The sequence below is a fragment of the Streptomyces sp. NPDC056373 genome, assembly GCF_042262425.1.
Lineage (GTDB): Bacteria > Actinomycetota > Actinomycetes > Streptomycetales > Streptomycetaceae > Streptomyces.
Genome location: NZ_JBHJPX010000004.1, coordinates 454,471 through 479,654 on the forward strand (window position 1 = coordinate 454,471; position 25,184 = coordinate 479,654).

Sequence of the window (25,184 nt, forward strand, 5' to 3'; positions counted from 1 at the left end):
CGGTTGAGTAGCCCCGTGTGGCCGGAATTGACTCCTACGCAGGATTTCGCGACACCGGCACCCTGTCGAGCTCGATCCCGAACCGCTCCCGGTACACCCCGAGCACCTCCTCGTCCGTGCCCAGCTCCCTCTCCTCCCGCGTGCCGTCGGCCGCGGTCACCGTGAGCCGGCGCCCGCTGAGCGTGATCCGCCCTCCCTCCTCCGTCACCAGCGAACACACCAGCGACCGCGTGAAATGCGACACCGGCGACGTGCTGTGCCACCACGCCCCGGCCACGAAGTCGCCGAGCGCCCGAGGACGCACCTCCAGGCGGTACTGCGCTCTGCCGTCCCGGAACACGTCCAGGTCCGCGGCCTCCACCGTGCCGTGCCCACCGCGCACCCCGGCCGCGTCCAGCCCGGCCTCGACGATCCGGAACGTGCCTGCCGGGTCCTCCTGCTCCCCCCGGTCTCCGAACGCCAGCGGCAGGTGGCTGTGCGCCCCGAACCCGACATCGGCCAGCCAGTCACCCCCGTCCACCGTCCGCACCCTCAGCGCCAGATGGTCGTACGGGATCCCGAGCCGCCCCTCGTCCCCGTACACCCGCGCCCCCAGCAGTGCCACGTCGTACCCGAGTGCCGCGAGCAACGCAGCGAAGGAACCGTTGAGTTCGTAGCAGAACCCACCCCGCCGCGCGCCCACCACCTTGTCCAGCAGCCGCTTCTCCTCCAGCACGATCTCCTCGCCCAGATGGATCGAGAGGTTCTCGAACGGCACGGCCCGCAGGTGCCGCAGGTGCAGTTCGCGCAGCGCGTCGACGGTGGGCCACGCCGGGTGCTCGGCTCCCAGCCGGCGCAGATAGGCATCAACCTGGCTTGAGTTCATGCCCTCAGTCTCGCGCCACCCTCAGCTCGCCGCCGCCTCCTGTGACCGCGAGCGCGCCGTCCCGGTCCGTCCGCAGCACCGCCGCGCCCCCGGCACGCAGCGCCGCCACCGTGCCCGGTGCCGGGTGCCCGTACGAGTTGTCCTCGCCGCAGGAGATGAGGGCCAGTCGCGGGGCCGCCCGGCGTATGAGGCCCGGGTCCTGATAGGCCGAGCCGTGGTGGGCGACCTTCAGCACGTCCACACCCTCCAGCACCTCGGCCGCCGGCGAGCGCGCCAGGGCCCTCTGCGCCGGGGGCTCCAGGTCCCCGAGGAGGAGCAGACGCAGTCCGGCCGAGCGGACCAGCAGGGCGACGCTGGCGTCGTTCGGCCCCTCCGGCACGGGGTGGGCCGGAAGCATCCCCGGAAGCACTCTCGCAGGCGCCCCCGGCAACGATTCCGGCGGCGAGTCCAGGGGCGGTCTCGGGGGCGGCCAGACCACCTGCCAGGACAACTCCCCCGTGCGCCGCTGCTCCCCGACCGCCGCCCGCGTCACGGGAATCCTCCGCGCCGCCGCCAGTCTCCGCACGAACGCGGCCTGCTCGGCGGGCTCCTCCAGCCCCGTCGTCTCGATCGCGCCCACCGCCCGGCCACGCAGCACCCCGGGCAGACCCGCCACGTGATCGGCGTGGAAGTGGGTGAGCACGACGAGCGGGATCCTGTTGATGCCCAGTGAGCGCAGACAGTGGTCGACGAGCCGCGGATCGGGCCCCGTGTCCACCACCACTCCGGCCCCCTCGCCCGCCGCCAGCACCAGGGCGTCACCCTGCCCCACGTCACACATCACCAGCCGCCACCCCGGCGGCGGCCAGCCCGTCACCACCCGGGTCAGGGGTGGCGGCTGCACCACCACCAGAAGCAGCAGCACTCCGCAGACCCCGCACCACCAGGGATGCCCGAGCACCCGTCGTCCGACGAGCACCAGGGCGAGGATCACGGCCAGCAGCAGCGCCGCGCCCGTCCAGCTGCCCGGCCAGTCCACTCCCCCGCCCGGCAGTGCCGCCCCGGTCCGGGCGATCCCCGCGATCCACCCGGCGGGCCAGTGCGCGCACCACGCCAGGGCCTTGGCCACCGGCATCGCCACCGGCGCCGTGGCCAGCGCCGCGAACCCCAGCACGGTCGCCGGCGCGATCGCGAACTCCGCGAGCAGATTGCACGGCACCGCCACCAGACTCACCCGCGCCGACAGCACGGCGACGACGGGCGCGCACAGGGCCTGCGCGGCTGCGGCGGCACCCAGGGCCTCGGACCACCTCGGCGGCACCCCCCGCCGTCGCAGCCCGGCGCTCCAGCGCGGCGCGAGCGTGAGCAGGGCCCCGGTCGCGACGACGGAGAGCAGGAACCCGTAACTGCGCGCCAGCCACGGGTCGTACAGCACCAGCAGCAGTACGGCCGTCGCCAGCGCCGGGATCATCGACCTGCGGCGGCCGGTCGCCAGGGCGAGCAGGGCCACGGCTCCGCAGGCGGCGGCCCGCACCACACTCGGATCCGGTCTGCACACCACGACGAACCCGAGTGAGAGCACACCGCCGAGCACGGCCGTCCCGCGCAGTGACACACCCAGCCGGGGCGCGAGCCCCCGCCGCTCGACGTGCTGCGCCAGGCCCGGCGGCCCGAGCAGCAGCGCGAGGAGGATCGTGAAGTTGGCCCCGGAGACGGCCAGGGTGTGCGTGAGATCGGTCTCCTTGAAGGCCTCCTCCAGCTCGGGTGTGATCCGCGAGGTGTCCCCGACCACCAGGCCCGGCAGCAGCGCCCTGGCGTCCGCGGGCAGCCCGTCGGTCGCCTCCCGCAGCCCGGCGCGCAGTCGCCCGGCGAGCCGCTGTGGTCCCGAGGGCCCTCGCACCACGTCCGGTTCGCCCGGTTCCCGCACGCGCAGCACTGCCGCGACCCGGTCGCCGCCCGTCATCGCGGGCGCCAGCCGCGCATCGACCCGCAGCCGCGTCGACGGCAGCAGCCCGAGCCATGGCGACCGCTGCCGCCCGCCGGCCGGCCGGCCGCGTGGTGCCGCGCCCACGTCCACGATCATCAGCACCGGTGTCCGTGTGGTCACCGACGTGCCGCCCGCCTCGTGGACGCGCAGCACGTCGGCGTCGATCAGCACGGCCGTCGGAGCCATGTGGTCGCCGCTGACCTTCGGCCGGGTGAGCCGGGGATCGGACGTGAGCTCGACCTCGGCGGTCACCGTCGCGAACTCCCGCGCCAGGCCGGGCACGGGCCCCCGGCGCAGATCCGCCCCGTGCAGCCCGGCCGAGGCGGCGGCCCCGGCGACGCACAGCAGCAGGGCGGCGAGCGTGGCGCGCGGCCATGCTGCGGCCCGGCGCCTCCGGGCGAAGGACAGCGCTCCGACGGTCACCAGACAGCCGATCACGATGCCGACGGTCCACTGGGGCGAGGCGTCAAGCACCAGCGCCGCCGTGCCCCAGGCCGCGAGGGCGGGCGGCACGAGCCGCAGGTCCGTCGGGCCCTCCTGGCGTGGGCGGGCCGTGCCCAGACGTGTGCCGGAGGACGCGTGCACGGACGACCGCGCGGGATCGAGCCCGGCCACGGCCTCGTCCTGCCCGGGCGGGCCGGGGAGGCTCCTCATGGCCGTACGAGGTCGCGCAGGTCGGCGAAGCGGCGGTCGCCGATGCCGTTCACCTCGCGCAGCTCGTCCACGGAGCGGAAACCGCCGTGCTGCGTGCGGTAGTCGATGATGTGCTGCGCCAGCACCGGGCCGACGCCCGGCAGCGTGTCGAGCTGGTCGGCGGTGGCCGTGTTGAGGGAGACCGGGGCCGCCGGTGCGGCCGCCCCACCCGCCGCCCCACCCGCCGCGCCCCCGGCCGCGGCACCGGGCGGGCCGCCGGGAGGCGTACCGCCCACCCCTGGTCCGCCTGCGGCAGCCGGTCCCCCGACGATCACCTGCTCGCCGTCCACGAGGAACCGGGCGCGGTTGAGCCCGTCGGTGTCCGTGCCCGGCTTCACCCCGCCCGCCGCGTGCAGCGCGTCCGCCACCCGCGAGCCGGGCGGCAGCCGGTGGATCCCCGGCTCCCGGACCTTGCCGCCGACGTCCACGACGATCTCTCCCGCCCCCGCCTTCGCGGACCCGGACGAAGCCGCGGAAGACGCACCCGCACCGGAGGAAGCACCGGCGGCACCGGGGCCGCCCTGCTGTCCGGCCGGCCCGCTCTCCTGCCGCTCGCCGTACGGCATCGCCGCCCGCACCACCTCCGGTGGCCGCACGGACTGGGTCCGTCCCGTCCAGAAGTGCTGCACGGCGAATGCCGCCGCGACGACGAGCACCACCGTCAGGGCCAGCACACTCCGCCGCTCCAGACCGCACCTGGACTGCATCCACAGCGGCATGCGCTCCCGCAGCGCCAGACCGGCCCGCTCCCGCCAGTCGCCCGCACCCGCGCGGACGTCCTCGCCCTCCCGTTCGGGGAAAGCGCTCTCCGGCTGAGGGAGTCCGCCGTACGCCTCGGGGAAAGCGCTCCCCGGCTGAGGGAGTCCGCCGTACGCCTCGGGGAAACCGGTCACCGGCTCCGCGACCGCCGCGCGGCCACCACGCCCTCGCGCATTCTCGTCGAGGCCGGCGGAGCCCGGCGGCCCCTGCCCCGACTCCCGCCGCTCCCCGGCCGGTTCGACCGGCTCGGCCCGCCCGGGAGACCCTGCGGGCCTTCCGGGTTCGCCGAACAGCACCCCCGCGCGCCGCTGCAGTTCCTCCGCCGAGGCATGACGCTGCCGGGCCCGCCCGCGTGCGACCGGCGGGCGGCGGTGATGACGGACGCGCCCGTCGGACGCCGGCCCACGGCCCGGCCCACTGGTCGCGGTCGCTGTGCGTGAACGTGATCGAAGTGCCATGCGACGAGGATCGGCCACTTCGCCCGACCCGCGATGATCTTGGTCAATTCCCGGGGACAGGGCCCCGGTTGTGGACAACTCCGTCACTCACACGAGCGGCCGGACTCCCGCAGCAACGTTCACCGGGGCGAAATCACGACTCCCAGCAGCCCGGGCCCCGTGTGCGCCCCGATCACCGCCCCGACCTCGCTGACATACAGATCGGCCAGCCCTGACACCCGTGTCCGCAATCGGTCGGCGAGAGCCGACGCCCGGTCCGGGGCGGCGAGATGGTGGACTGCGACATCCACCGGTGCGCTGCCCGCACGGTCGGCCGCGATCTCCTCGAGGCGGGCGATCGCCTTGGACGCGGTCCGCACCTTCTCCAAGGGTTCGATACGGCCGTCGGCCAGTTGCAGCAGCGGCTTCACCGCGAGCGCCGAGCCCAGCAGCGCCTGCGCGGCACCGATACGGCCGCCCCGCCGCAGGTAGTCGAGGGTGTCGACGTAGAAGTAGGCGGAGGTGCCCGCGGCTCTCTTCTCCGCTGCCGCGACGGCCTCGTCGACCGTCCCGCCCGACTCCGCGGCCTCCGCCGCGGACAGCGCGCAGAAACCGAGCGCCATGGCGATCATGCCGGTGTCCACCACCCGCACCGGCACCGGCGCCTGCCGTGCGGCCACGAGCGCCGCGTCGTGGGTGCCGGACAGTTCGGCGGAGAGATGGAGGGAGACGATGCCGGTGGCGCCGGACTCGGCGACCTTGCGGTAGGTCTCCTCGAAGACCGCGGGAGCGGGCCGCGACGTCGTCACGGAGCGCCGCTTCTGCAAAGCCTGGGCGAGGGCGCGGGTCGAGATCTCGGTGCCCTCCTCCAGCGCCCGGTCACCGAGGACCACCGTCAGCGGTACCGCTGTGATGCCGTGACGCTCCATCGTCCGGGTCGGCAGGTAGGCCGTTGAATCGGTGACGATCGCGACATGGCGGGACATGAGCTGGAGGTTACCTGCCGTAGCGCTCGTGTGGCAGCCCGGGCCCTGCACCCTGCGGTGCGGGTGGCCGGTTCAAGTGGTGCTCTCGGGACGGGGCTTCTTCTGCCAGGGGTGGGTCAGGCGTGGTCCCGGCGGAGTGATGGCGGGCCGTGCCGGTTCCCGCGCCGGGCCCGGCTGCGCGCTGTCCGACCAGGTCTGCCCGGCCGTGCCGGCGTCGGCGGCGGGCGCCGCGGGCCAGGGCGAGGTCGCGGGCGGCGGCGAGCCAGGCCGCCGGGAGGGCGCCGGCTGCTGCGCGGACCGCGGCTCCGGCTCCGGCTCCGTCCAGTGCCGCAGTGCGCCGGACTCCAGGTCGATCTGGGCGCTGAGGGTGTCCAGGTCGTCGTCGGCGAAGCGGCGGGCCCGGTCGCGGGCCGCCCAGCGCAGCGAGTCCGCGGAGTGCGTGATGCGTTCGGTGCGCTCGCGCAGCCCGGGCAGCCGCTCGCTGAGCGCGGCGCGGTCCGGCTCGGACTCCAGACGCTTGAGCTCGCCGTCCAGCTCGTGTCCGTGCGCGCTGAGTCGTTCGAAGAGGCCGACGGACTCCTTCAGGGACTCGTCCTCGGCGACGGCCGCGTGCAAGGCGTCCTGGGTGGCGCGCATCGAGGTCCGCAGCTTCAGCCGGAGCTGGGCGATTTCCCCCGGGGCGCCGGGCTGGGCGAAGGACTTGGCGCGCAGTGTGTGGTCCTCGACCGTGCGGCGGGCCTGGGTGATGCCGCGGTCCACACCACGCTTGGCGGCGCCGACCGCCTTCACGGTGGCGTACGCCCCGAGCCCGAGAAAGAGCACGAAGAGCAGGGCGAAGACTGCGATCACTGCTTCCACAAGGGCTCCTCCTCAGACGTCACGGCGCCTCGCGTCGCTCTTCCACGGTAAACGCAACGGGCAGGTCCGGAGTTCCAGAAAAACCCCGAACCTGCCCGTAGGGGACCACCCCGAGAGCAGCCGTACGCCTGGCGGCTAGGCCGGAACGATGTTCACCAGCTTCGGCGCGCGCACGATCACCTTCCGGATCCCGGCGCCGCCCAGCGCGGCGACGACCTTCTCGTCGGCCAGCGCGACCTTCTCCAGCTCGTCGTCGGAGATCGACGGCGCGACCTCCAGCCGCGCCTTGACCTTGCCCTTGATCTGCACGACACAGGTCACCGTCTCGTCGACGACGTACGCCGGGTCGGCCACCGGGAAGTCCCGGTGCACCACCGAGTCGGCGTGCCCCAGCCTGCGCCACAGTTCCTCGGCGATGTGCGGGGCCAGCGGCGCCACCATCAGCACCAGCGGTTCGGCGACCGAGCGGGGCACGACGCCGCCCGCCTTGGTCAGGTGGTTGTTCAGCTCGGTGACCTTGGCGATGGCGGTGTTGAACCGCATGCCCTCCAGGTCGCCGCCGACCCCGTCGATCGCCTTGTGCAGGGCGCGCAGCGTCTCCTCGTCGGGCTCGGCGTCGACGACGGTCACCTCGCCGGTCGCCTCGTCGACGATGTTGCGCCACAGCCGCTGCAGCAGCCGGAACTGGCCGACCACCGCGCGCGTGTCCCAGGGGCGGGAGACGTCCAGCGGGCCCATGGCCATCTCGTACAGGCGCAGCGTGTCGGCCCCGTACTCGGCGCAGATCTCGTCCGGAGTGACGGCGTTCTTCAGGGACTTGCCCATCTTGCCCAGCAGCCGGGAGACCTTCTCGCCCTGGTACCAGTAGGCACCGTCGCGCTCCTCCACCTCGGCGGCCGGCACGGCGATGCCGCGGCTGTCGCGGTAGACGTAGGCCTGGATCATGCCCTGGTTGAACAGCTTGTGGAACGGCTCGGCGGACGAGACGTGCCCCAGGTCGAACAGGACCTTGGACCAGAAGCGCGCGTACAGCAGGTGCAGCACGGCGTGCTCGGCGCCACCGACGTACAGGTCGACACCGCCGTGCGGCTGCCCCTCGCGCGGGCCCATCCAGTACTGCTCGATCTCGGGGTCGACCAGCTTCTCGGAGTTGTGCGGGTCCAGGTAGCGCAGCTCGTACCAGCAGGAACCGGCCCAGTTGGGCATGGTGTTGGTCTCACGCCGGTACGCGCGCGGGCCGCGGCCGTCGCCCAGGTCCAGGGTGACGTTGACCCAGTCCTCGTTGCGCGACAGCGGGGTCTCGGGCTGGGTGTCGGCGTCGTCCGCGTCGAAGGTGCGCGGTGAGTAGTCCTCGACCTCGGGCAGCTCCAGGGGCAGCATCGACTCGGGCAGCGCGTGGGCGATGCCGTCCTCGTCGTAGACGATCGGAAAGGGCTCGCCCCAGTAGCGCTGGCGGCTGAACAGCCAGTCGCGCAGCCGGAAGTTGACGGTGCCCTCGCCGACGCCCCTGCTCTCCAGCCATTCGGTGATGCGTGCCTTGGCCTCGGCGACGCCCAGGCCGTCCAGGCTCACCTGGTCGTTCGAGGAGTTGATGATCTTCGCGTCGTACGACGAGAAGGCGTTCTCCCAGGTCGAGGTGTCCGTGCCGCGGCCGTCGGTCGGCTCGACGATGCAGTGGACCGGCAGCTCGAAGGCGCGCGCGAACTCGAAGTCGCGCTGGTCGCCGGCCGGCACGGCCATGATCGCGCCGGTGCCGTAGCCCATCAGCACGTAGTCGGCGATGAAGACCGGGACCTGCTCGCCGTTGACCGGGTTGGTCGCGTACGCGCCGATGAAGACGCCGGTCTTGTCCTTGGCCTCGGCCTGCCGCTCGACGTCGGACTTCGAGGCGGCCTGCGCGCGGTAGGCGGCGACGGCCTCACCGGGGGACGCGTGGCCGCCGGTCCACACCTCGTGGGTGCCCTCCGGCCAGGCGGCCGGGGTGAACTTCTCGACCAGCGGGTGCTCGGGCGCCAGCACCATGTAGGTGGCGCCGAACAGGGTGTCGGGGCGGGTGGTGAAGACGGTGATGCGCTCGCCGTCGATGGGGAAGTCGACGCGGGCGCCCTCGGAGCGGCCGATCCAGTTGCGCTGCTGCAGCTTGATGGCCTCGGGCCAGTCCAGCGCGTCCAGGTCCTCCAGCAGCCGGTCGGCGTAGGCCGTGATGCGCATGTTCCACTGGCGCAGCTTGGCCTTGAAGACCGGGAAGTTGCCGCGCTCGGAGCGGCCCTCGGCGGTGACCTCCTCGTTGGCCAGCACGGTGCCCAGGCCGGGGCACCAGTTGACCGGCGCGTCGGAGGCGTAGGCCAGCCGGAACTCGCCCAGGACGTCGGCCTTCTCGGCGGCGCTCAGCTCGCTCCACGCGCGCGTGTGCCCCGGTACGGGCCGCTCACCGGACTCGAACTCGGCGACCAGCTCGGCGATCGGGCGGGCCCGGCGGGCGTCGTGGTCGTACCAGGAGTTGAAGATCTGCAGGAAGATCCACTGGGTCCACTTGTAGTAGTCCGGGTCGATCGTGGCGAACGACCGGCGCTTGTCGTGGCCCAGGCCCAGCCGGCGCAGCTGGGACTTCATGTTCTCCATGTTGGCCTCGGTGGACACGCGCGGGTGCGTGCCGGTCTGCACCGCGTACTGCTCGGCGGGCAGGCCGAAGGCGTCGAAGCCCAGGGTGTGCAGGACGTTGTGGCCGGTCATCCGCTGGAAGCGGGCGAAGACGTCCGTGGCGATGTAGCCCAGGGGGTGGCCGACGTGCAGGCCCGCACCGGAGGGGTACGGGAACATGTCCATGATGAACTTCTTGGGGCGAGCGACGATCTCCCGGTCCCCGGCCAGGTCACCCTTGGGGTTGGGCGCGGCGTAGGTGCCGTCGGCGTCCCAGAAGTCCTGCCAGCGTGCCTCGATCTCGGCAGCCATGGCGGCCGTGTAGCGGTGCGGCGCCGCCACCTCGGAGGTGGCGGCGGGGTTCGTCTCGCTCATGATCCTCAAAGCTCCATCGATCGTCTCTGCCTGCGGCTGTCTGGTTCGAGAAACGAAAAATCCCCTCACACAGGAGGGGACGCCGCGCCGATGCCGGCCACTCGACTTCTCCGGTGGCCGGGACTGATCAGCGCGGCCCGCTAAGCAGAAGGCGTACGGCACGCATGGCGCTAGGGTACCGCAGGCCCTCAGCGTGCCGCGACGAGCTTTCGGGTGGCCGTCCGCGCCCCCAAAAGCTGAACCATGGTCAATAGTTACTTCGCGTAACAGCAGCTAAGGGACATCACTACAGCCATATTGTCCTTTGATAACAACGCAATAACTCAAACCTCGTACTGATCGGTATGACTCCGCTTAGAGTTCGGCCCGGGACCGCTGCTTTCCCGAACCGCTCGGAGTTGCCCCCATGAACCCTCATCGCAGTAACACCTCCCTGCACCCGTTCACCGGGACGTGGGGAGGCTTGTCGTGAACCCCTACGACTCCACGGCAGACGACTCGTTCGCCGAGTTCCTCAACTTCGGTGCGGGCGTGCTGTCCCTCGTGTGCCTGACGTGCTCGGTGATCTGGGGGCTGGTCGCCCAGGACCGGGTCCTGCTCGACACCCGCCGCCGCATCCTGGCGCAGGCCGTGCACCGGACCACGGCCGTCGCCTCGATCGTCTTCCTGCTGGTGCACATCGGCGTGAAGCTGGCGCTTGCCCACACCTCGTGGATCGCCGCGGTGATCCCCTTCGGGCTGCTGTTCACCGAGGACGAGCTGGTCACGGGCCGGTCCTTCCTGATCGGCCTGGGCACCCTGGCGGGCATGCTCATGATCTTCGTGGGCATCACCGGCGTGCTGCGCAACCGCTTCGCGTCCCCGGCGCCCGTGGCGGCCCGCTGGCGAGCCATGCACATGCTGGCCTACCCGGCCTGGTGCGCCGCCCTGGTCCACGGGCTCTACGCGGGTCGCGCGGCCAAGCCGATCTTCGTCATCCTGTACTGCCTGTCCCTGGCCGGCGTGGCCGGAGCGCTCGCCCTGCGCGCCGCTCCACGCCAGGTCAAGCGCCAGGTCGCCGACAAGATCGCCTCGATGATCGGCCCCGGCGAGAGCCAGGGGCGCAGGGATCTGGAGGAGAGCCGGGCCCGGGCGGGAAGCGGCTTCGCGTTCCCCGACCAGGAGGGCCGGGGCGCCTCCGCGCGCGGCGCGGCGTCCCCGTCGGGGCCGCTCTACGAGAAGGCGGAACGCCCCGCGGCCAAGGAACCGGCGAACGGCTTCGCCGCGGCCTACCGGGCCGTCTCGGGCCCGCCCCAGGGCCGCCAGGCCTTCGCACCCGGGCCGACCACCAGCATGCAGCTGCCGCTGGACATGCAGCCCACCGAGACCATCCCGACCGTGGACGGCCCCTCCAGCACCTCGGGCAACTGGCCGATCCCGTCCCCGCCACCGGTCGGCGAGGCCCCGCCGTCCGCCTACGACCCGCTCCAGGACACGGGCTTCAACATCCCGCCCTACGACCCCCTGCAGGACACCGGACAAAGCATCCCGGGCTACGGCAATCCAGGCACCGCCGGTTACGGATCGAGTGACGTGTACGACACGGGTGAGACGAACGCCGCCTTCGACACGTACTACCCGAACGACACGTACAACAGCGGTCCCGCCACTGACACAAATCCCGGTGCTTCCTACGACTTCGACGCACCGGGATCGGGCGAACCTTGGAACACGCCTTCCGGAGGCTTTAAGTGAACGAGGCCCTGCCCGACGTACCCGAAGTCCGCGTGGTCGGACTTCCCCAGCTCACGTCGGGCTTCGACCTTGTCGATCGGCTCGATCTGCCCATGCACCTCAAGGTGCACGGGCCGCTCGAGCCGATGGGCGGTGAGCAGCTCGCGCAGCTCTCCGAACGCATCAACCTGAAGGGCCGCGGCGGCGCGGGCTTCCCCTTCCACAAGAAGCTGCGCTCGGTCGCCGAAGCGGCGATCAAGCGCGGCGTCCGGCCGGTCGTCGTCGTGAACGGCAGCGAGGACGAGCCGGCCTGCCGCAAGGACACGGTGCTGATCAACCGTGCCCCGCATCTCATCCTGGACGGCGCCCTGCTGTGCGCCGAGGCCCTGGGTGCCCGCACGCTCGTGGTGGGGGTCACCCGTGAGTCGACCCAGCGCTCCATGGAGGCCGCGCTCGCCGAACGCGGCCTCAGCAACGGCCGCCGCTCGGCACTGCGCGCGCGGGTCCAGCGCAATCCGGTCCGCATGGTCACCGGTGCCGCCGCGTCGCTGATCCGCTCGATCGACGGCGGCCCGGCCGTCCCGCCCGGCCGCAAGGTCAGCGCCTCGCAGAACGGCGTCGGCGGCGCACCCACCCTGCTCTCCAACGCCGAGACCTTCGCCCAGCTGGCGATCGCCGCCCGCATCGGCCCCGAGCGCTACGGCAACACCGGCCTGTACGACGAGCCGGGCACCGTGATGCTCACGGTCTCCGGCGCGGTCGCCCGCCCCATGGTGATCGAGGTCCCGACGGGCGTGCCGTTGCGCTACGTCCTGCAGCTCGCCGGCGCGCCGCCGGTACCGCAGGGCGTGCTCACCGGCGGCTACCACGGCAAGTGGATCGACGCGGCGACCGTCAACGAGGCGATCGTCTCCCGCAACTCGCTGGACGCGGTGGGCGGCGCGCTCGGCGCCGGCGCGATTCTGCCGATCACTCAGGACACCTGCCCGCTGGGCGAGTCGCTGCGGGTGGCGCAGTGGCTGGCCGAGGAGAGCGCGGGCCAGTGCGGCCCCTGCTACCTCGGTCTGCCGGCCGCCGCGCGCGGTCTGGAGGACATCCTCAACGGCGGCGGCCCGGCCGCCCTGGAGGCGCTCAAGCAGGTCGCCAAGAACGTGAAGCGGCGCGGCGCGTGTTCGCACCCGGACGGCTCGGCGATGTTCCTGGAGTCGACCATCAAGGCGTTCACGGACGACCTGGCCGCCCATGTCCTGGGCAACGGCTGCGGACGGCCCGTGGAGGGCGTTCTGCCGCTCTTCGAGGGCGGCAGGGCCCCGACGGGCATCCCGGGCGGCGGCGAGTCCGAGGAGAACGGCCCGAGCCGCCAGAAGATCTACGTCGACTGGACGCTGTGCCGGGGCCACGGCCTGTGCGCGGACATCCTCCCGGAGGTGTTCCAGCTGGGCGCCGACGGCTTCCCGACCGTGGCGCAGGCGCAGGTACCGCGGTACGCCGAGGCCAAGGCTCTACGCGCGGTGCGCCGCTGTCCGGCGCTGGCGCTGCGCCTCGAGGAGTCGGGCGCGCCGGGCGCGCCGTCCCGCAACCTCCCGGTCCTCTCCCAGGGCCGCGGCCGCCGCGCTCTCGGCCGCTGAGCGGACCCCACGGCGGGCTTCCCTCCAGGGGGAGCCCGCCGTTCGCGTACGCACGACGAGCACGCCCAGCACGACCAACCCAACGAGCACGACAAGCCCAGCGAGCACGACAAGAAGGCGGGCCATCCGATCGGATGGCCCGCCTTCTCATCTGCTGTGGAGCTAAGGAGAATTGAACTCCTGACCTCCTGCATGCCATGCAGGCGCTCTACCAACTGAGCTATAGCCCCTTGCTGCGTTCCGCCCGGTTTCCCCGGCGGCGACGCCAACATTACTGGTCCTGCGGGCCCAACACCAAATCGGTTTCACCTTGCCCGATATGACCGTTTCGCCGCCCCCGAGGCTTCGGGACATCGAGGCTTCGGGACTTCGGGCGTCAGGCCGTGACGAACGAATAGAACCGCTTGAGCGTGCAGTGCTCCTCCAGCAGCCGGCCGTAGATCGGCTCGCCCTCCAACTCCCGGTACGTCTCGATCGGGTCGCCTTTTATGATCAGCGCCCGCGCGCATTCCTCGCACCAGTACTGGTAGTCGGGATTGATCGGCTCCATGTCGCGGACGATCGGCGTCCCGCTGCCGCACCAGTCGCACTTCCGCCTGTGTGCACCCATCGATCAGCTCCAGCTGTGGCCGCAGGCCGTGCACACGTAGGAAATCCCGCCGTTGTCGCCGAGCATCTGGGCCACGTGCCCCGAACCGCAGGAAGGGCAGCTCAGTCGGGTGGACATGTCCCGTGTGAACGCTTCGAGGAGGTGGTCGACCTCCTCGAGGATGCTCGCAGGCATCGCTACTCCTCCCGTCGGGCCGCGCCCCCTTCCGGCCGTTTGATTCTGCCACGGCCGGACCAATACGGTCAGCGACGCCTCAGTACCAGTCCGGACACGCCACCCGGCGGGGCCGTAGAGGTATACGCCTCAGCAAGCCCGAGTGACTCAAGCCGGAGCACGAAAAATCCCGCCCCCACACCGGGAACGGGATCTTGACGTGGAGCTAAGGAGAATTGAACTCCTGACCTCCTGCATGCCATGCAGGCGCTCTACCAACTGAGCTATAGCCCCTCACACGCGGTGGAACCGCATGTTGTTCTGTTGCCCCGCTGGCGGGGCGAACAAGAAGAACTTTAGCCTGCGACCTGCCGGAAAGTGAAATCCGGGGGTCAGTCGTCGTCGCCGAGCACGGGTTCCGGCAGGGTGCCGGCGTTGTGTTCCAGCAGACGCCAGCCGCGGGCCCCTTCGCCGAGCACGGACCAGCAGCAGTTGGAGAGTCCGCCGAGGCTCTCCCAGTTGCGGGGGTCGAGACCCAGCAGGCGGCCGATGGTGGTGCGGATCGTGCCGCCGTGGCTGACCACGACGAGCGTGCCGTCCTCGGGGAGCTTCTCGGCGTGCCGGAGCACCACCGGGGCCGCACGGTCGGCGACCTCGGTCTCCAGTTCGCCGCCACCCCGGCGCACCGGCTCGCCGCGCTTCCAGGCGGCGTACTCCTCGCCGTACCGGGCGATGATCTCCTCGTGCGTCAGGCCCTGCCAGACGCCCGCGTAGGTCTCCCGCAGCCCCTCGTCGTGGGTGACGTCGAGGCCGGTGAGCGTGGCGAGCTCGGCGGCGGTGGCCGCCGCGCGCCGCAGGTCGGAAGCGACCATGGCGTCCGGCTTCAGGGAGGCGAGCAGCCGGGCGGCGCGGCGGGCCTGGTCGACGCCGGTCCCGGTCAGCTCGACGTCCGTGCTGCCCTGGAAGCGGCGCTCCACGTTCCACGAGGTCTGGCCGTGCCGCCAGAGGATGATGCGACGGCCACGGCCCTTCGCGGCGGACGCCTCGTTGGGGGCGGTCAACGCCAGTCACCGTCCAGTTCGGCCTCCTCCTCGGCCGCTCGCAGCTTGGCGTGCTCCTCGGCCTTGCCACGGGTGGCCTTGGCCTCCTCGGGCAGGTCGAGCTCGGGGCAGTCCTTCCACAGCCGCTCCAGGGCGTAGAAGACGCGCTCCTCGCTGTGCTGGACGTGGACGACGATGTCGACGTAGTCGAGCAGCACCCAGCGGGCCTCTCGGTCGCCCTCGCGGCGCACCGGCTTCGCGTCGAGTTCCTTCGAGAGGCGCTCCTCGATCGCGTCGACGATCGCCTTGACCTGGCGGTCGTTGGGCGCGGAGGCCAGCAGGAAGGCGTCCGTGATGGACAGCACGTCACTGACGTCGTAGGCGACGATGTCGTGGGCCAGCTTGTCGGCGGCCGCCTGGGCGGCGGTGTTGATCAGCTCGTGAGAGCGGTCGGTCACGGTCACTGCAAGGCTTTCGGTCGGCGGACTCTTGACACCCAAGGGTCTCACGGACCGCCGCGGGCCCCCCACGCGATAACGGGAATCACATGGGGAGCGCGCTCCCTGCGGCTAGCCGGCCGACGGCTTGTAGTCCTGGCCGAGGACCACGGAGACGTCGGCACTCGCGGAGATCTTGCCCTTGGTGACGGAGGCCGCGGGCAGGCCCAGGGTCTTGGCGACCTCGGCGGCATCGGCTTTGTCGGCCGCGTCGGCGTACACGACCTCGGAGGTGGCCCGGGCGGTGCCGGTGCCGCTCTCCAGGAAGGTGAAGCCGCCGTTGAGGAGCACGACGCGGGCCTTCTCGGTGTTGTCCTTGACGCCGGTGGCGTTCTGGACGGAGACGCTGACGGCGGCGTCCTTGTCGGGGCTCTTGGCGGTGCCGCCGAGGACGTTCCTGACGACCCCCGCGCTCGCCTGGGCGCTGAGCGTGCCGTCGTTCCGGACGGGCAGCAGGTCGGTCTTGACGTCGCCGCCCTTGGCGAGGTCGGAGAGCCCGGCGAGGAAGGTGCCGAGGTCCTTGTCGGTGAGGGACGGGTCGAGGATCTGGGCGAGGGTCTGGATGGTGGTCGTCGCGGCCTGCGGGTCGGAGGACATCTTGCGCAGCACGCCCTCCATGACCTGCCCGAACCGGTCCAGCTGGGCGTTCTGGGCCTCGCCGGGAGCGCGGTAGGTGGCGTAGGCGACCGCCATCTTGCCGCTGAGGGTCTGGTCCTGGCCCTTGTTGACCAGGGGGGCCTCGCCCTTCTTCTTGGCGGCGGGGTCGGGGACGTCGGTGTCGGTGTCGACGTCGATGTTGCCGACCAGGTCGACGAGGTTCTGCAGGTAGGGCGAGTCCAGGCGCCAGGTGCCCTCGATGTCGGTGCCGAGGACCGTGTCGAGCGCGTCGCGGGTGCCGTCGGAGCCGTCGTCCTCGACCGACTTGGCGAGCGTCGTCGTGGTGCCGTCGTCGCTGGTCAGGGCGAGGGAGTTGGGCAGCAGGACGGTGGCGCCGCGCTGGGTGGTGGTGTTGTCGACGAGCAGGGCCGTGGAGGTGCCGCCGCCCTTGATGTCGTGCAGGTGGACGACGATCACGTCGCGCTTCTGGGCGCCCGCGGCCGTCGCGGTGCCCGTCTTGGAGTCCTCGGAGGAGAGGCCGGGCAGCTTCCCCGCGTACCAGAGCCAGCCGACGCCGCCGGCCGCGACGAGCGCGAGGACGACCGTCAGGGCGACGATGCGGCTGCGGGCCCGGCGCCGGGCCTCCTCGCGGCGTTCCGTGCGGTTCTCGGTGAACTTCAGCCAGTCGATGACGTCTTCGGAGTTCGCGTCCGGTTCCTCGACGAAGGCGAACTGCTCGGTGTGGTAATCCCGTTGCGGTTCGTCGGGAGTGTCCCGGTCGTGGGCCGGGCCGGCCTGCTGCGGGATGTGGGCGGTCTGCTGGGCCGGCTGCTCCGCGACGCGGGGCTGCGGGCCGGTGGCTCCGGCGGCGGCCTGCCCGTAGGGGTCGTGCGGGGCGCCCTGCCCGGGCCGGCCCTGCTGCGGGGCGGTGCCGTACGGATCGTAGGAGCCGTAGCCGGAGGCGGGCTCGCCCGTGCCGTAGCCGTACGCCGACGGGGGCTGCTCCGTCTGCGCGTACGGGTCGTAGCCGTAGCCCTGGTGCTGCTGCTGGTGCTGCTGCTGGGCGTACGGGTCGTACGTCTGCTGCTGGGTCGGGGCCTGCCGGTAGACCGGCCGGCCGTACTCGTCGTAGCCGACGAGCTCGTACTGGTCGGCGCCGTGGTCCGCGGCCCCCGCGTCGTATCGGTCGTTCACCGGTGCCCCTCTCGGCTCACTCGCCGCGGTACAGCTCGCGCTTGTCGATATAGCGCACGACGCCGTCCGGCACCAGGTACCAGATCGGATCGCCCTTGGCGACTCTCGCGCGGCAGTCGGTGGAGGAGATGGCCAGGGCGGGAACCTCCACCAGCGAGACACCGCCCTCCGGGAGCCCGGAGTCGTCCAGGTGGTGGCCCGGCCGGGTGGCCCCGATGAAGTGCGCCAGGGAGAACAGCTCCTCGTTGTCCCGCCAGGTCAGGATCTGGGCGAGCGCGTCGGCGCCGGTGATGAAGAACAGGTCCGTGTCGGGGTTGAGCGCGCGCAGGTCGCGCAGGGTGTCCACGGTGTAGGTGGGGCCGCCGCGGTCGATGTCGATGCGGCTCACGGAGAACTGCGGGTTCTCGGCGGTGGCGATGACCGTCATCAGGTAGCGGTCCTCGGCCGGGGAGACGCTGCGGTGGGTCTTCTGCCAGGGCTGGCCGGTCGGCACGAAGACCACTTCGTCGAGGTGGAACGCCGCGGCGACCTCGCTGGCCGCCACCAGGTGCCCGTGGTGGATCGGGTCGAAGGTGCCGCCCATGACACCGAGGCGGCGCTTGCCCGGTCGCGACGGGCTCTTTCCGGGGCCGTCGGTCCCGCCGGCCACCGCGGAGGCACGGCGGGGCTCCGAGTGTCGCTCGGTTCCGCTCGCCGTGTCCCGTGCCGGGTCGTGCGGCGTCTCGTTCGCCGGACCGGTAGGCATGTCCTGCTCTCCCATGCGTGCAGACCCTACCGGCCCTGCCTGAGGGCTCCGGCCGCCCCCGTGGTCCCCCGGGCGTCCTCGGCGGGATGCCCTGCCGGTCTCAGCGGTCGCGGTTGAAGCGGGTGGTGATCCACAGCAGGAGCAGCAGGATGAAGAGCGCGCCGCCGCCGGTGAGGTAGGGGCTGAGGCTCTCGTGGTTTCCGCCGTGCTCTTCGCCCTCGGCGGCGAGGGTGACCAACTGGGCAGCGGTGCTGTGGAAGCTCATCTTCGGCAGGACCTATCGCGTGAGGGCGGGTTAAAGACGTCGGCTCATCGTAAGCGGGCGCCCGTTCCGCGATCACCCCGACTCCGCTTGTTGGTACCGCGGGCGGTCACGCGTGCCGCCGCCGGGGCCGGTCCCGGGGCCCGGCGGGGAACCTTCGTGTGGCCTCAGTCGTCCTTCCGTCTGTAGCCACGCAGCAGGAACCACGCGGTCAGCGCACAGCCCAGGATCATCACGATCAGCACGATCCGCAGCATCCCCGGACCTTGCCCTCCGGCGGCGTTCGCGGCCCCGGCGAGCCAGGCGGATGCGGGGTGGTGCTCCATGGCGGTGGTCTCCTTCGCTGTACTGCCCGACCACCGTAACTCCGCCTAGGCTGGGCTCTGCCTCGGGGAAGCAAAAGGCCGCACAAAGGGCCGCAAAGGTCACACCAGACGCTGGGGGAAGACATGTCCGACGGCCACGAGCACAACGGGCACGAGCACGTGCCGAGCAGGCAGCGCAGGCGCTTCCCCGGGATCTCCTCGCGCACCTACGAGCACCCGGCCGACCGCTCCGCCCTGGTGGCGCTGCGCAAGCTGAGCGGTTTCGACACGGTGTTCAAGGCGCTCAGCGGCCTGCTGCCCGAGCGCAGTCTGCGGCTGCTGTTCCTGTCCGACTCGGTGCGGGTCTCGGACCAGCAGTTCGCCCATCTGAACGTGATGCTGCGGGACGCCTGCTACATCCTGGACCTGGAGAAGGTCCCGCCGATGTACGTGAACCAGGACCCGCAGCCGAACGCCATGTGCATCGGCCTGGACGAGCCGATCATCGTCGTCACGACGGGTCTCGTCGAGCTGCTGGACGAGGAGGAGATGCGGGCGGTCGTCGGGCACGAGGTGGGACATGCGTTGTCCGGGCACTCCGTCTACCGGACGATCCTGCTGTTCCTGACGAGCCTGGCCGTCCGGGTCGCGTGGATCCCCCTGGGCAATCTCGCGATCATGGCGATCGTGACCGGGCTGCGGGAGTGGTTCCGCAAGTCGGAGCTGTCCGCGGACCGCGCGGGGCTGCTGGTCGGGCAGGACCTGAAGGCCTCGATGCGGGGTCTGATGAAGATCGCGGGCGGCAACCACCTGCACGAGATGAACGTGGACGCGTTCCTGGCCCAGGCCGAGGAGTACGAGGCCGGGGGCGACCTGCGCGACTCCGTGCTGAAGATCCTCAACGTGCTGCCCCGCTCCCACCCCTTCACCACCGTGCGGGCGGCCGAGCTGAAGAAGTGGGCGGAGTCGCGGGACTTCCAGCGGATCATGGACGGCCACTACCCGCGGCGTGACGAGGACAAGGACACCTCGGTGCGGGACTCCTGGCGGGATTCGGCGAACCACTACACCTCCCACGTGAAGAGCTCCAAGGACCCGCTGATGAAGCTGGTCACGGACCTCGCGGGCGGCGCCGGCGACCTGGGCGACCGGGTCCGCCGCGGCTTCAACGGCTTCACGACCGCGCCCCCGAAGCCGCCGCAGGGGCCCGCGACAGACGCGCCGGGCCCGTCGGACTCCTCGGGCCCGGCGGACTCCTCGGAAGACGACCGGCCGCCGCGGGACGAACGCTAGGATTCCCGGCCGGCGTGACGGGGCTCGTGCGCTCGCAGATTCCCGGCGGCGTGACGGGGCTGCTCGTGCGCTCGCGCCCCCGCTTCCGGCCCTCTCCCGGGCCCGGCTGCCCCGGTGAAGGCTCGGCCGGCGCCCTCCCGACCCGGCTGGGGCCTTCTCCGACCCGGCTCGGACCTCCTCCGACCCGGCTCGGACCTCCTCCGACCCGGCTCGGACCTCCTCCGACCCGGCTCGGACCTCCTCCGACCCGGCTCGGACCTCCTCCGACCCGGCTCGGGCCTCCTCCGACCCGGCTCGGGCCTCCTCCGGTCCGGCTGGGCCGTCCCGGCCCGGCTGGTGGCTTCTCACGCCCGGCCGGGGCCCTCACACCTTCGGCTGCGCGCTCCTCGCCAGGGAGCCGCACAGGGCCGTCGCGCCGCCCGTGGCGTAGGGGTCGGTGCCGGCGGGGCCGCCCTCCTTGGCCGTCTGCCCGGCCAGCAGGGGCCGGAGGTGGTTCGTGGAGTCCTCGGCGCAGGAAAGCGGCCCGGCCTGGACGTAGGAGACCAGCAGCTGGGCCTGGTGCAGCCGCAGATCGTCGCGGTCGAAGCGGAAGTGCAGCTCGCGCCGGAGAGTGAACAGGGACACCTTGTCCTTGTCACCGCTCCCGGCCGCCCGCAGCGCGTACACGAACGTGTGGTCGGCGGTGACCTCCAGCGTCGACGCGTCGGTCTCGGCGGCCTGCAGCGTGCCCTGGGCCCGGACCCTCCGGTCGGCGAGCTCGGCGCGCGAGGGGTCGAAACGCACCAGCCAGCCGGTGGGCGCGTGGCGTCCGTCGGCGGTGGGGCGGGTGAAGCTCTGGTCGAACTGGTCCAGTTGGTCCGGGTCGAGCAGCACGCGGACGGCGCGGACCTCGCCGCCCGTGAGGACCTCGGGGTCCATGGCCGAGCGGACGATGTAGTCCTTGGCGGTGGTCAGGGCGCTCACGACCTGACTGTCCGAGAAGTGCGCGGTGCGCCGCGAGGCGGGCAGCGGCACCCCCTCCGCGCCGGTCCGGAACTGTGCGGCGGGGCTGTGCTCGTACAGGTAGGCCGGGTCCGCCGTGCCGGGCACCTTGCCCTCGGGGGCGAGCGGGATGACGGTCATCCGCAGGGGCTCGACCGGTTCCCGGGCGGCTGGGGTCTGGTAGGGATGCCGTACGCCCATGTAGATCGCGGTACCGAAGGCGACGGCGATCAGCAGGACGAGGACCAGCGCCTGCCGGGACAGGCCCCTGCGCAGCGGCCGGCGGCGGCGGACCGCGGGGGCGTGGTCGGCGATGCGCTCCTGCGCGGAGAACTCCTGGAGCCGGGCAGCACGGATGAACGACTCGTCGAACACGACGGATCGGTACTCGTCCTCGCCACCTCCGGGGGCGCCCTCCGCAGGCCCCTCAGGTGGGTTTCCAGGCCCGCCCATATCTTCAGGGTAGGTCGCCGGAAGCACGGGTAAACGCCCGGCTGCTCCACAAGTTCTGACAGGTTCTCACCAAGATGGGCGGGTTCCGGTCAGGGGCTGTGGGGGATCACCGAGACGGCCGGCGGAGAGTACTCGGCGGAGGCCGAGGGTGCCACCGCGCTGCCCTGTTCCAGCCCGGTCGAGGCGGGCGGCGGCGCGGGCTCCTCACGGTCGGAGGACGCACCCCGGTAGACCGCCGTGAAGGCCAGGGCGACCATGCCGATGCCCATCACGAGGGCTAGCACCCAGGCGACGGGGCGGTGCCAGCGCACCTGTTTGGAGTACGGCCCGGTGCCGCCGTAGTGGTCCTCGACGATGTCGGGGTCGTCGAACTCGTCGAGGCCGGGATCATGACCGAACGCACCCCGCCCGTCCGGGCCGTACCGGTCGTCGTAGCGCTCGCCCCTGGTGTGGGCGCGGCGCGCCTCGGCCTCGGAGGCCTCGGCTCTCGCCTGTGCGGCGGCCAGGAGGCGCTCCACCGCGGTCGGCTCGTGCACCACGGCCGCGCGGACGAAGGCCTCGTCGAAGACCACGGAGGCGAACTCTTCGTCCGACACCCCGCGGTCGTGGTCGTCGTCGGGCTCCCGGCCGTCCGGAAACGGCGTGCCCCCCACGTCCTCCGGCACGGATCCAGAGTAGACCTGAGGGGTCAATTTGGGCAGACGGTATGGAAATTCATCCGCCGGTCGAGACGGCTTCCACGGGGCGTCGGCGGGCGCGCGCCCGCCGGGCACTCCTCCCGTACGCGTCTGCGCCACCCGGGTGACCCTGCACGGGCATGCGACGGTGCGCATACCGGTACTCCCCCGGTGCGCACGGCTCAGCGCCGTACGTGCCCGTCCCCGGTGACGATGTACTTCGTGCTGGTCAGCTCCGGCAGGCCCATGGGGCCGCGGGAGTGCAGCTTCTGCGTGGAGATGCCGATCTCGGCGCCGAAGCCGAACTGGCCGCCGTCGGTGAAGCGGGTGGAGGCGTTCACGGCGACGGTGGTGGAGTCGACCAGCTGGGTGAAGCGGCGGGCGGCCTGCTGGGACGTCGTGACGATGGCCTCGGTGTGGCCGGAGGTCCACAGCCGGATGTGCTCGACGGCCTTGTCCAGCGAGTCCACCACCGCGGCGGCGATGTCGTACGACAGGTACTCGGTCTCCCAGTCCTCGGCCGTCGCCTCGACGACGGTGGCCTTGGAGTTCTTGGCGTAGGCCTGCACGCGCTCGTCGGCGTGCACGGTGACCCCGGCCTCCGCGAGGGCGTCCAGGGCGCGGGGCAGGAACTCCGCGGCGATGTCCTGGTGGACCAGGAGGGTCTCGGCGGCGTTGCAGACGCTGACCCGGTGGGCCTTGGAGTTGATCAGGATCTCGACGGCCATGTCGAGGTCGGCCTGCGCGTCGACGTAGACGTGGCAGTTGCCGGTGCCGGTCTCGATGACCGGGACGACGGACTCCTGGACGACCGTGTTGATCAGGGAGGCGCCGCCGCGCGGGATGAGGACGTCGACCAGGCCGCGGGCGCGCATCAGCTCGCGCACGCTGTCACGGCTCTCGCCGGGGACGAGCTGGACGGCGTCGGCGGGCAGTCCGGCCCCGCCGACGGCGTCGCGCAGGACGCGTACGAGGGCGGTGTTGGACCGGTACGCCGAGGAGGAGCCACGCAGCAGGACCGCGTTGCCGGACTTCAGGCAGAGGGCGGCGGCGTCGACGGTGACGTTCGGCCGGCCCTCGTAGATGATCCCGACGACGCCGAGCGGCACGCGCACCTGGCGCAGGTCGATGCCGTTGGGGAGCGTGGAGCCGCGTACGACCTCGCCGACCGGGTCGGGCAGCGCCGCCACGTCGCGCACGTCGGAGGCGATGGCGCGGATCCGCTCGGGGGTGAGCGTGAGCCGGTCGATCATGCCCTCGTCGATGCCGGCCTCGCGGGCCCTGGCGACGTCCTCGGCGTTGGCCTCGACGATCTCGCTCGCCCGGACCTCCAGCGCGTCCGCGATGGCGAGCAGCGCGTCGTCCTTCTCGGCCCGGGGCAGCGGCGCGATGGTCGCGGCGGCGGCCTTGGCTCGGTAGGCGGCCTCGGTGACCGGGGACATCGAGTCGTACGGAGAGAGCGTGGTCATGAGGGAAGGGTAGTGCGCCGGGCGGCTCGGTTCATCGTTCGTTCCACAGCGCGAGACACGTCGTGGAACGGGTCAAAACGGATGGACGCCGACCGGGGACGCCGGGGGCGGACCGTACCCCTCTGCGATGCGCTGGTGGTAGGTCACGCGGTCGATGACCTCCAGGCCGACGATCTCCCAGGGCGGCAGCCCGGCGGTCTGCCGGTGCTCGCCCCACAGGCGCAGGGCGACGGCGGCCGCGTCGTGCAGGTCGCGGGCCTCCTCCCAGTAGCGGATCTCCGCGTGGTCGACCGCGTACCGGCTGGTCAGGAAGAAGGGATGGTCGTGGGCGAGCTGCTCCAGGGCCCGCCGGACCTCGGGGAGCGGGGCCTCCTTGCCGGAGACGCTGAGGGTGACGTGCCACAGGCGTGGGGTGTCCACGGGTTCCTCGCCCTCGAACCGGTCCCCGGCCGCCACGCTGGTCAGGGCACGCTCCTCACCGGCCGCGCGGGAGCCGGCACCACCGCGGGACCCCTGAGTCCCAGGGCGCACTCGTCTCACGACGGCCTCCTTTGCACAGTGGCGCTGCTGCGGATTAGGTCCCCGGGACAAAGTTGAGCAGGCCGCAAGGGATCGCGTGGCGGTTTTGCGGAACGTCCACCACCGGGGGCGGACGTTTCGACACATTAGGGGTGCAGGACCACCAGGTCGTCCCTGTGTACGACCTCGCGTTCGTACCCGGGTCCGAGTTCGCGGGCCAGTTCCCGGGTGGAGCGGCCGATCAGCCGGGGAATCTCCTTGGCGTCGAAGTTGACGAGCCCCCGGGCCACGGCGTGCCCCGTGCCGTCCCGCAGCTCGACCGGGTCGCCGGCGCTGAACTCGCCCTCGACGGCGGCGATACCGGCCGGCAGCAGCGACTTGCGGCGGTCCACGACGGCCTGCACGGCACCGTCGTCCAGGGTCAGGGCGCCCTGCGGGGTGGAAGCGTGCTGGAGCCACAGCAGCCGGTCGGCGGAGCGCTTGCCGGTGGGGTGGAAGAAGGTGCCGGTGTCCTGGCCGGTCAGCGCGTCGGCCGCGTGGACGGCGCTGGTGAGGACGACGGGAACACCGGCGGCGGCCGCGATGCGGGCGGCCTCGACCTTGGTGACCATGCCGCCGGTGCCGACGCCGGCCTTGCCGCTGCTGCCGATCTCGACGTCCGCGAGGTCGGCAGGGGCGCGGACCTCACCGATGCGGGAGGTGCCGGCTTTCGCCGGGTCGCCGTCGTAGACGCCGTCCACGTCGGACAGCAGGACCAGCAGGTCGGCGTGGACGAGGTGGGCGACGAGGGCGGCGAGGCGGTCGTTGTCGCCGAAGCGGATCTCGTCCGTGGCGACGGTGTCGTTCTCGTTGACGATCGGGAAGGCACCCATGGCGAGCAGCTTGTCGAGGGTGCGCGAGGCGTTGCGGTGGTGCGAGCGGCGGCTCATGTCGTCGGAGGTCAGCAGGACCTGCCCGACACGGACGCCGTAGCGGGCGAAGGAGGCCGTGTAGCGGGCGACCAGCAGGCCCTGGCCGACGCTGGCTGCGGCCTGCTGCCGGGCGAGGTCCCTGGGGCGGCGGCGCAGGCCCAGCGGGGCCAGGCCGGCGGCGATGGCGCCCGAGGAGACCAGGACGATCTCGCGCTCCCCGCCGCTGCGCACCTTGGCGAGGACGTCGACCAGCGCGTCCACCCGGTCCGCGTCCAGGCCGCCCGAGGCGGTGGTCAGCGAGGAGGAGCCGACTTTGACGACGATCCTGCGGGCCTCGCCCACGGCCTGCCTTGCCCCTGCCACGTCGCCGTCCGTCCCCTCGCGTCGATTCGCTCCCTCACCAGGAAATCTACGGGACGGCCGGACCGTGTGCCGCGGTGGTCCACGCTACGGACGGTGCCGTCCGCGTCACGGGAGCGCGCCGCCCTCGGCCGGTGCGCCACTCGGCGACGGAGCCGAGGTCGACGGCGCCGACGGCCCTCGCCCTTCCCCTCCGCC

The 25,184-nt window shown here is 72.1% G+C and carries 22 protein-coding genes and 2 tRNA genes; 3 read left to right on the top strand and 21 right to left on the bottom strand.

The window, feature by feature from the left end; genetic code table 11:
* Positions 1–34: 34 nt before the first annotated feature.
* From ACFCXS_RS11215 to leuS, 6 genes are all read right to left on the bottom strand, one after another.
* Positions 35–865: an arylamine N-acetyltransferase gene (locus ACFCXS_RS11215; RefSeq protein ID WP_376642986.1), complete on the bottom strand. Its 831-nt coding sequence runs from the start codon at positions 863–865 to the stop codon at positions 35–37.
* 4 nt (positions 866–869) lie between these two features.
* Entirely contained in the window at positions 870–3,485 is a 2,616-nt protein-coding gene (locus tag ACFCXS_RS11220) for a ComEC/Rec2 family competence protein (protein ID WP_376642987.1), read from the bottom strand.
* A complete protein-coding gene (locus ACFCXS_RS11225) occupies positions 3,482–4,741 on the bottom strand; it encodes a helix-hairpin-helix domain-containing protein (RefSeq protein WP_376642988.1) in 1,260 nt (419 codons plus the stop codon). Before ACFCXS_RS11225 ends, ACFCXS_RS11220 begins: the two co-directional genes overlap by 4 nt.
* Before the next feature lie 119 nt (positions 4,742–4,860).
* The gene (locus tag ACFCXS_RS11230) at positions 4,861–5,706 is read right to left on the bottom strand and encodes a DegV family protein (protein WP_376642989.1); all 846 of its coding nucleotides are present in this window, start codon (positions 5,704–5,706) and stop codon (positions 4,861–4,863) included.
* Positions 5,707–5,778: 72 nt separating this feature from the next.
* Positions 5,779–6,564, bottom strand: a complete 786-nt coding sequence (locus tag ACFCXS_RS11235; protein ID WP_376642990.1) for a hypothetical protein — start codon at positions 6,562–6,564, stop codon at positions 5,779–5,781.
* Positions 6,565–6,699: 135 nt separating this feature from the next.
* Positions 6,700–9,579, bottom strand: coding sequence for a leucine--tRNA ligase (gene leuS, locus ACFCXS_RS11240; protein WP_376642991.1), 2,880 nt, complete (start codon positions 9,577–9,579; stop codon positions 6,700–6,702).
* Between the two features lie 468 nt (positions 9,580–10,047).
* Here leuS and ACFCXS_RS11245 point away from each other — a divergent pair, with 468 nt between their 5' ends.
* A complete protein-coding gene (locus ACFCXS_RS11245) occupies positions 10,048–11,313 on the top strand; it encodes a cytochrome b/b6 domain-containing protein (protein ID WP_376642992.1) in 1,266 nt (421 codons plus the stop codon).
* Entirely contained in the window at positions 11,310–12,920 is a 1,611-nt protein-coding gene (locus tag ACFCXS_RS11250) for an NADH-ubiquinone oxidoreductase-F iron-sulfur binding region domain-containing protein (protein ID WP_376642993.1), read from the top strand. The genes ACFCXS_RS11245 and ACFCXS_RS11250 overlap by 4 nt, the downstream gene beginning before the upstream one ends.
* Before the next feature lie 157 nt (positions 12,921–13,077).
* Here ACFCXS_RS11250 and ACFCXS_RS11255 read toward each other — a convergent pair.
* From ACFCXS_RS11255 to ACFCXS_RS11300, 10 genes are all read right to left on the bottom strand, one after another.
* Positions 13,078–13,150 (bottom strand) — tRNA-Ala (locus tag ACFCXS_RS11255).
* A gap of 146 nt (positions 13,151–13,296) precedes the next feature.
* Complete coding sequence (locus ACFCXS_RS11260) at positions 13,297–13,530, bottom strand: hypothetical protein (protein WP_006136074.1); 234 nt, start codon at positions 13,528–13,530, stop codon at positions 13,297–13,299.
* A 3-nt stretch (positions 13,531–13,533) separates the two neighbouring features.
* Positions 13,534–13,704 (bottom strand): hypothetical protein, encoded by a 171-nt coding sequence (locus tag ACFCXS_RS11265; RefSeq protein ID WP_376642994.1) that lies wholly within the window; start codon positions 13,702–13,704, stop codon positions 13,534–13,536.
* A 200-nt stretch (positions 13,705–13,904) separates the two neighbouring features.
* A tRNA-Ala gene (locus ACFCXS_RS11270) sits at positions 13,905–13,977 on the bottom strand.
* Positions 13,978–14,075: 98 nt separating this feature from the next.
* A complete protein-coding gene (locus tag ACFCXS_RS11275; protein ID WP_376642995.1) occupies positions 14,076–14,744 on the bottom strand; it encodes a histidine phosphatase family protein in 669 nt (222 codons plus the stop codon).
* On the bottom strand, positions 14,741–15,187 hold the full coding sequence (gene rsfS, locus ACFCXS_RS11280; RefSeq protein WP_053669099.1) for a ribosome silencing factor: 447 nt from the start codon (positions 15,185–15,187) through the stop codon (positions 14,741–14,743). The genes ACFCXS_RS11275 and rsfS overlap by 4 nt, the downstream gene beginning before the upstream one ends.
* A gap of 105 nt (positions 15,188–15,292) precedes the next feature.
* Positions 15,293–17,011, bottom strand: coding sequence for a LytR C-terminal domain-containing protein (locus tag ACFCXS_RS11285; RefSeq protein WP_376642996.1), 1,719 nt, complete (start codon positions 17,009–17,011; stop codon positions 15,293–15,295).
* 16 nt (positions 17,012–17,027) lie between these two features.
* A complete protein-coding gene (nadD, locus tag ACFCXS_RS11290) occupies positions 17,028–17,771 on the bottom strand; it encodes a nicotinate-nucleotide adenylyltransferase (RefSeq protein ID WP_376642997.1) in 744 nt (247 codons plus the stop codon).
* Between the two features lie 85 nt (positions 17,772–17,856).
* On the bottom strand, positions 17,857–18,021 hold the full coding sequence (locus ACFCXS_RS11295) for a hypothetical protein (protein WP_003990192.1): 165 nt from the start codon (positions 18,019–18,021) through the stop codon (positions 17,857–17,859).
* Positions 18,022–18,185: 164 nt separating this feature from the next.
* Positions 18,186–18,344: a hypothetical protein gene (locus ACFCXS_RS11300; RefSeq protein ID WP_189588933.1), complete on the bottom strand. Its 159-nt coding sequence runs from the start codon at positions 18,342–18,344 to the stop codon at positions 18,186–18,188.
* Positions 18,345–18,467: 123 nt separating this feature from the next.
* Between ACFCXS_RS11300 and ACFCXS_RS11305 the strand changes: the two genes are divergently transcribed.
* Entirely contained in the window at positions 18,468–19,616 is a 1,149-nt protein-coding gene (locus ACFCXS_RS11305; protein WP_376642998.1) for a M48 family metallopeptidase, read from the top strand.
* A gap of 363 nt (positions 19,617–19,979) precedes the next feature.
* Here ACFCXS_RS11305 and ACFCXS_RS11310 read toward each other — a convergent pair whose 3' ends face one another.
* The 5 genes from ACFCXS_RS11310 to proB all read right to left on the bottom strand — a co-directional run bounded on the left by ACFCXS_RS11310 (position 19,980) and on the right by proB (position 24,968).
* Positions 19,980–21,050, bottom strand: coding sequence for a hypothetical protein (locus ACFCXS_RS11310; RefSeq protein WP_376642999.1), 1,071 nt, complete (start codon positions 21,048–21,050; stop codon positions 19,980–19,982).
* A gap of 89 nt (positions 21,051–21,139) precedes the next feature.
* On the bottom strand, positions 21,140–21,742 hold the full coding sequence (locus ACFCXS_RS11315) for a hypothetical protein (protein WP_376643000.1): 603 nt from the start codon (positions 21,740–21,742) through the stop codon (positions 21,140–21,142).
* A 167-nt stretch (positions 21,743–21,909) separates the two neighbouring features.
* Entirely contained in the window at positions 21,910–23,196 is a 1,287-nt protein-coding gene (locus tag ACFCXS_RS11320; RefSeq protein WP_376643001.1) for a glutamate-5-semialdehyde dehydrogenase, read from the bottom strand.
* A 72-nt stretch (positions 23,197–23,268) separates the two neighbouring features.
* Positions 23,269–23,727: a hypothetical protein gene (locus ACFCXS_RS11325; protein ID WP_362233881.1), complete on the bottom strand. Its 459-nt coding sequence runs from the start codon at positions 23,725–23,727 to the stop codon at positions 23,269–23,271.
* 134 nt (positions 23,728–23,861) lie between these two features.
* On the bottom strand, positions 23,862–24,968 hold the full coding sequence (gene proB, locus ACFCXS_RS11330) for a glutamate 5-kinase (protein ID WP_376643034.1): 1,107 nt from the start codon (positions 24,966–24,968) through the stop codon (positions 23,862–23,864).
* Positions 24,969–25,184: the final 216 nt, after the last annotated feature.

Bases quoted from the DNA above. Each gene is read 5' to 3' on its own strand.
- ACFCXS_RS11215 (WP_376642986.1), bottom strand. From the start codon at position 865: ATGAACTCAAGCCAGGTTGATGCCTATCTGCGCCGGCTGGGAGCCGAG.
- ACFCXS_RS11220 (WP_376642987.1), bottom strand. From the start codon at position 3,485: ATGAGGAGCCTCCCCGGCCCGCCCGGGCAGGACGAGGCCGTGGCCGGG.
- ACFCXS_RS11225 (WP_376642988.1), bottom strand. From the start codon at position 4,741: ATGGCACTTCGATCACGTTCACGCACAGCGACCGCGACCAGTGGGCCG.
- ACFCXS_RS11230 (WP_376642989.1), bottom strand. From the start codon at position 5,706: ATGTCCCGCCATGTCGCGATCGTCACCGATTCAACGGCCTACCTGCCG.
- leuS (WP_376642991.1), bottom strand. From the start codon at position 9,579: ATGAGCGAGACGAACCCCGCCGCCACCTCCGAGGTGGCGGCGCCGCAC.
- ACFCXS_RS11260 (WP_006136074.1), bottom strand. From the start codon at position 13,530: ATGGGTGCACACAGGCGGAAGTGCGACTGGTGCGGCAGCGGGACGCCG.
- ACFCXS_RS11265 (WP_376642994.1), bottom strand. From the start codon at position 13,704: ATGCCTGCGAGCATCCTCGAGGAGGTCGACCACCTCCTCGAAGCGTTC.
- nadD (WP_376642997.1), bottom strand. From the start codon at position 17,771: ATGGGAGAGCAGGACATGCCTACCGGTCCGGCGAACGAGACGCCGCAC.
- ACFCXS_RS11295 (WP_003990192.1), bottom strand. From the start codon at position 18,021: ATGAGCTTCCACAGCACCGCTGCCCAGTTGGTCACCCTCGCCGCCGAG.
- ACFCXS_RS11300 (WP_189588933.1), bottom strand. From the start codon at position 18,344: ATGGAGCACCACCCCGCATCCGCCTGGCTCGCCGGGGCCGCGAACGCC.
- ACFCXS_RS11305 (WP_376642998.1), top strand. From the start codon at position 18,468: ATGTCCGACGGCCACGAGCACAACGGGCACGAGCACGTGCCGAGCAGG.
- ACFCXS_RS11310 (WP_376642999.1), bottom strand. From the start codon at position 21,050: ATGGGCGGGCCTGGAAACCCACCTGAGGGGCCTGCGGAGGGCGCCCCC.
- ACFCXS_RS11320 (WP_376643001.1), bottom strand. From the start codon at position 23,196: ATGACCACGCTCTCTCCGTACGACTCGATGTCCCCGGTCACCGAGGCC.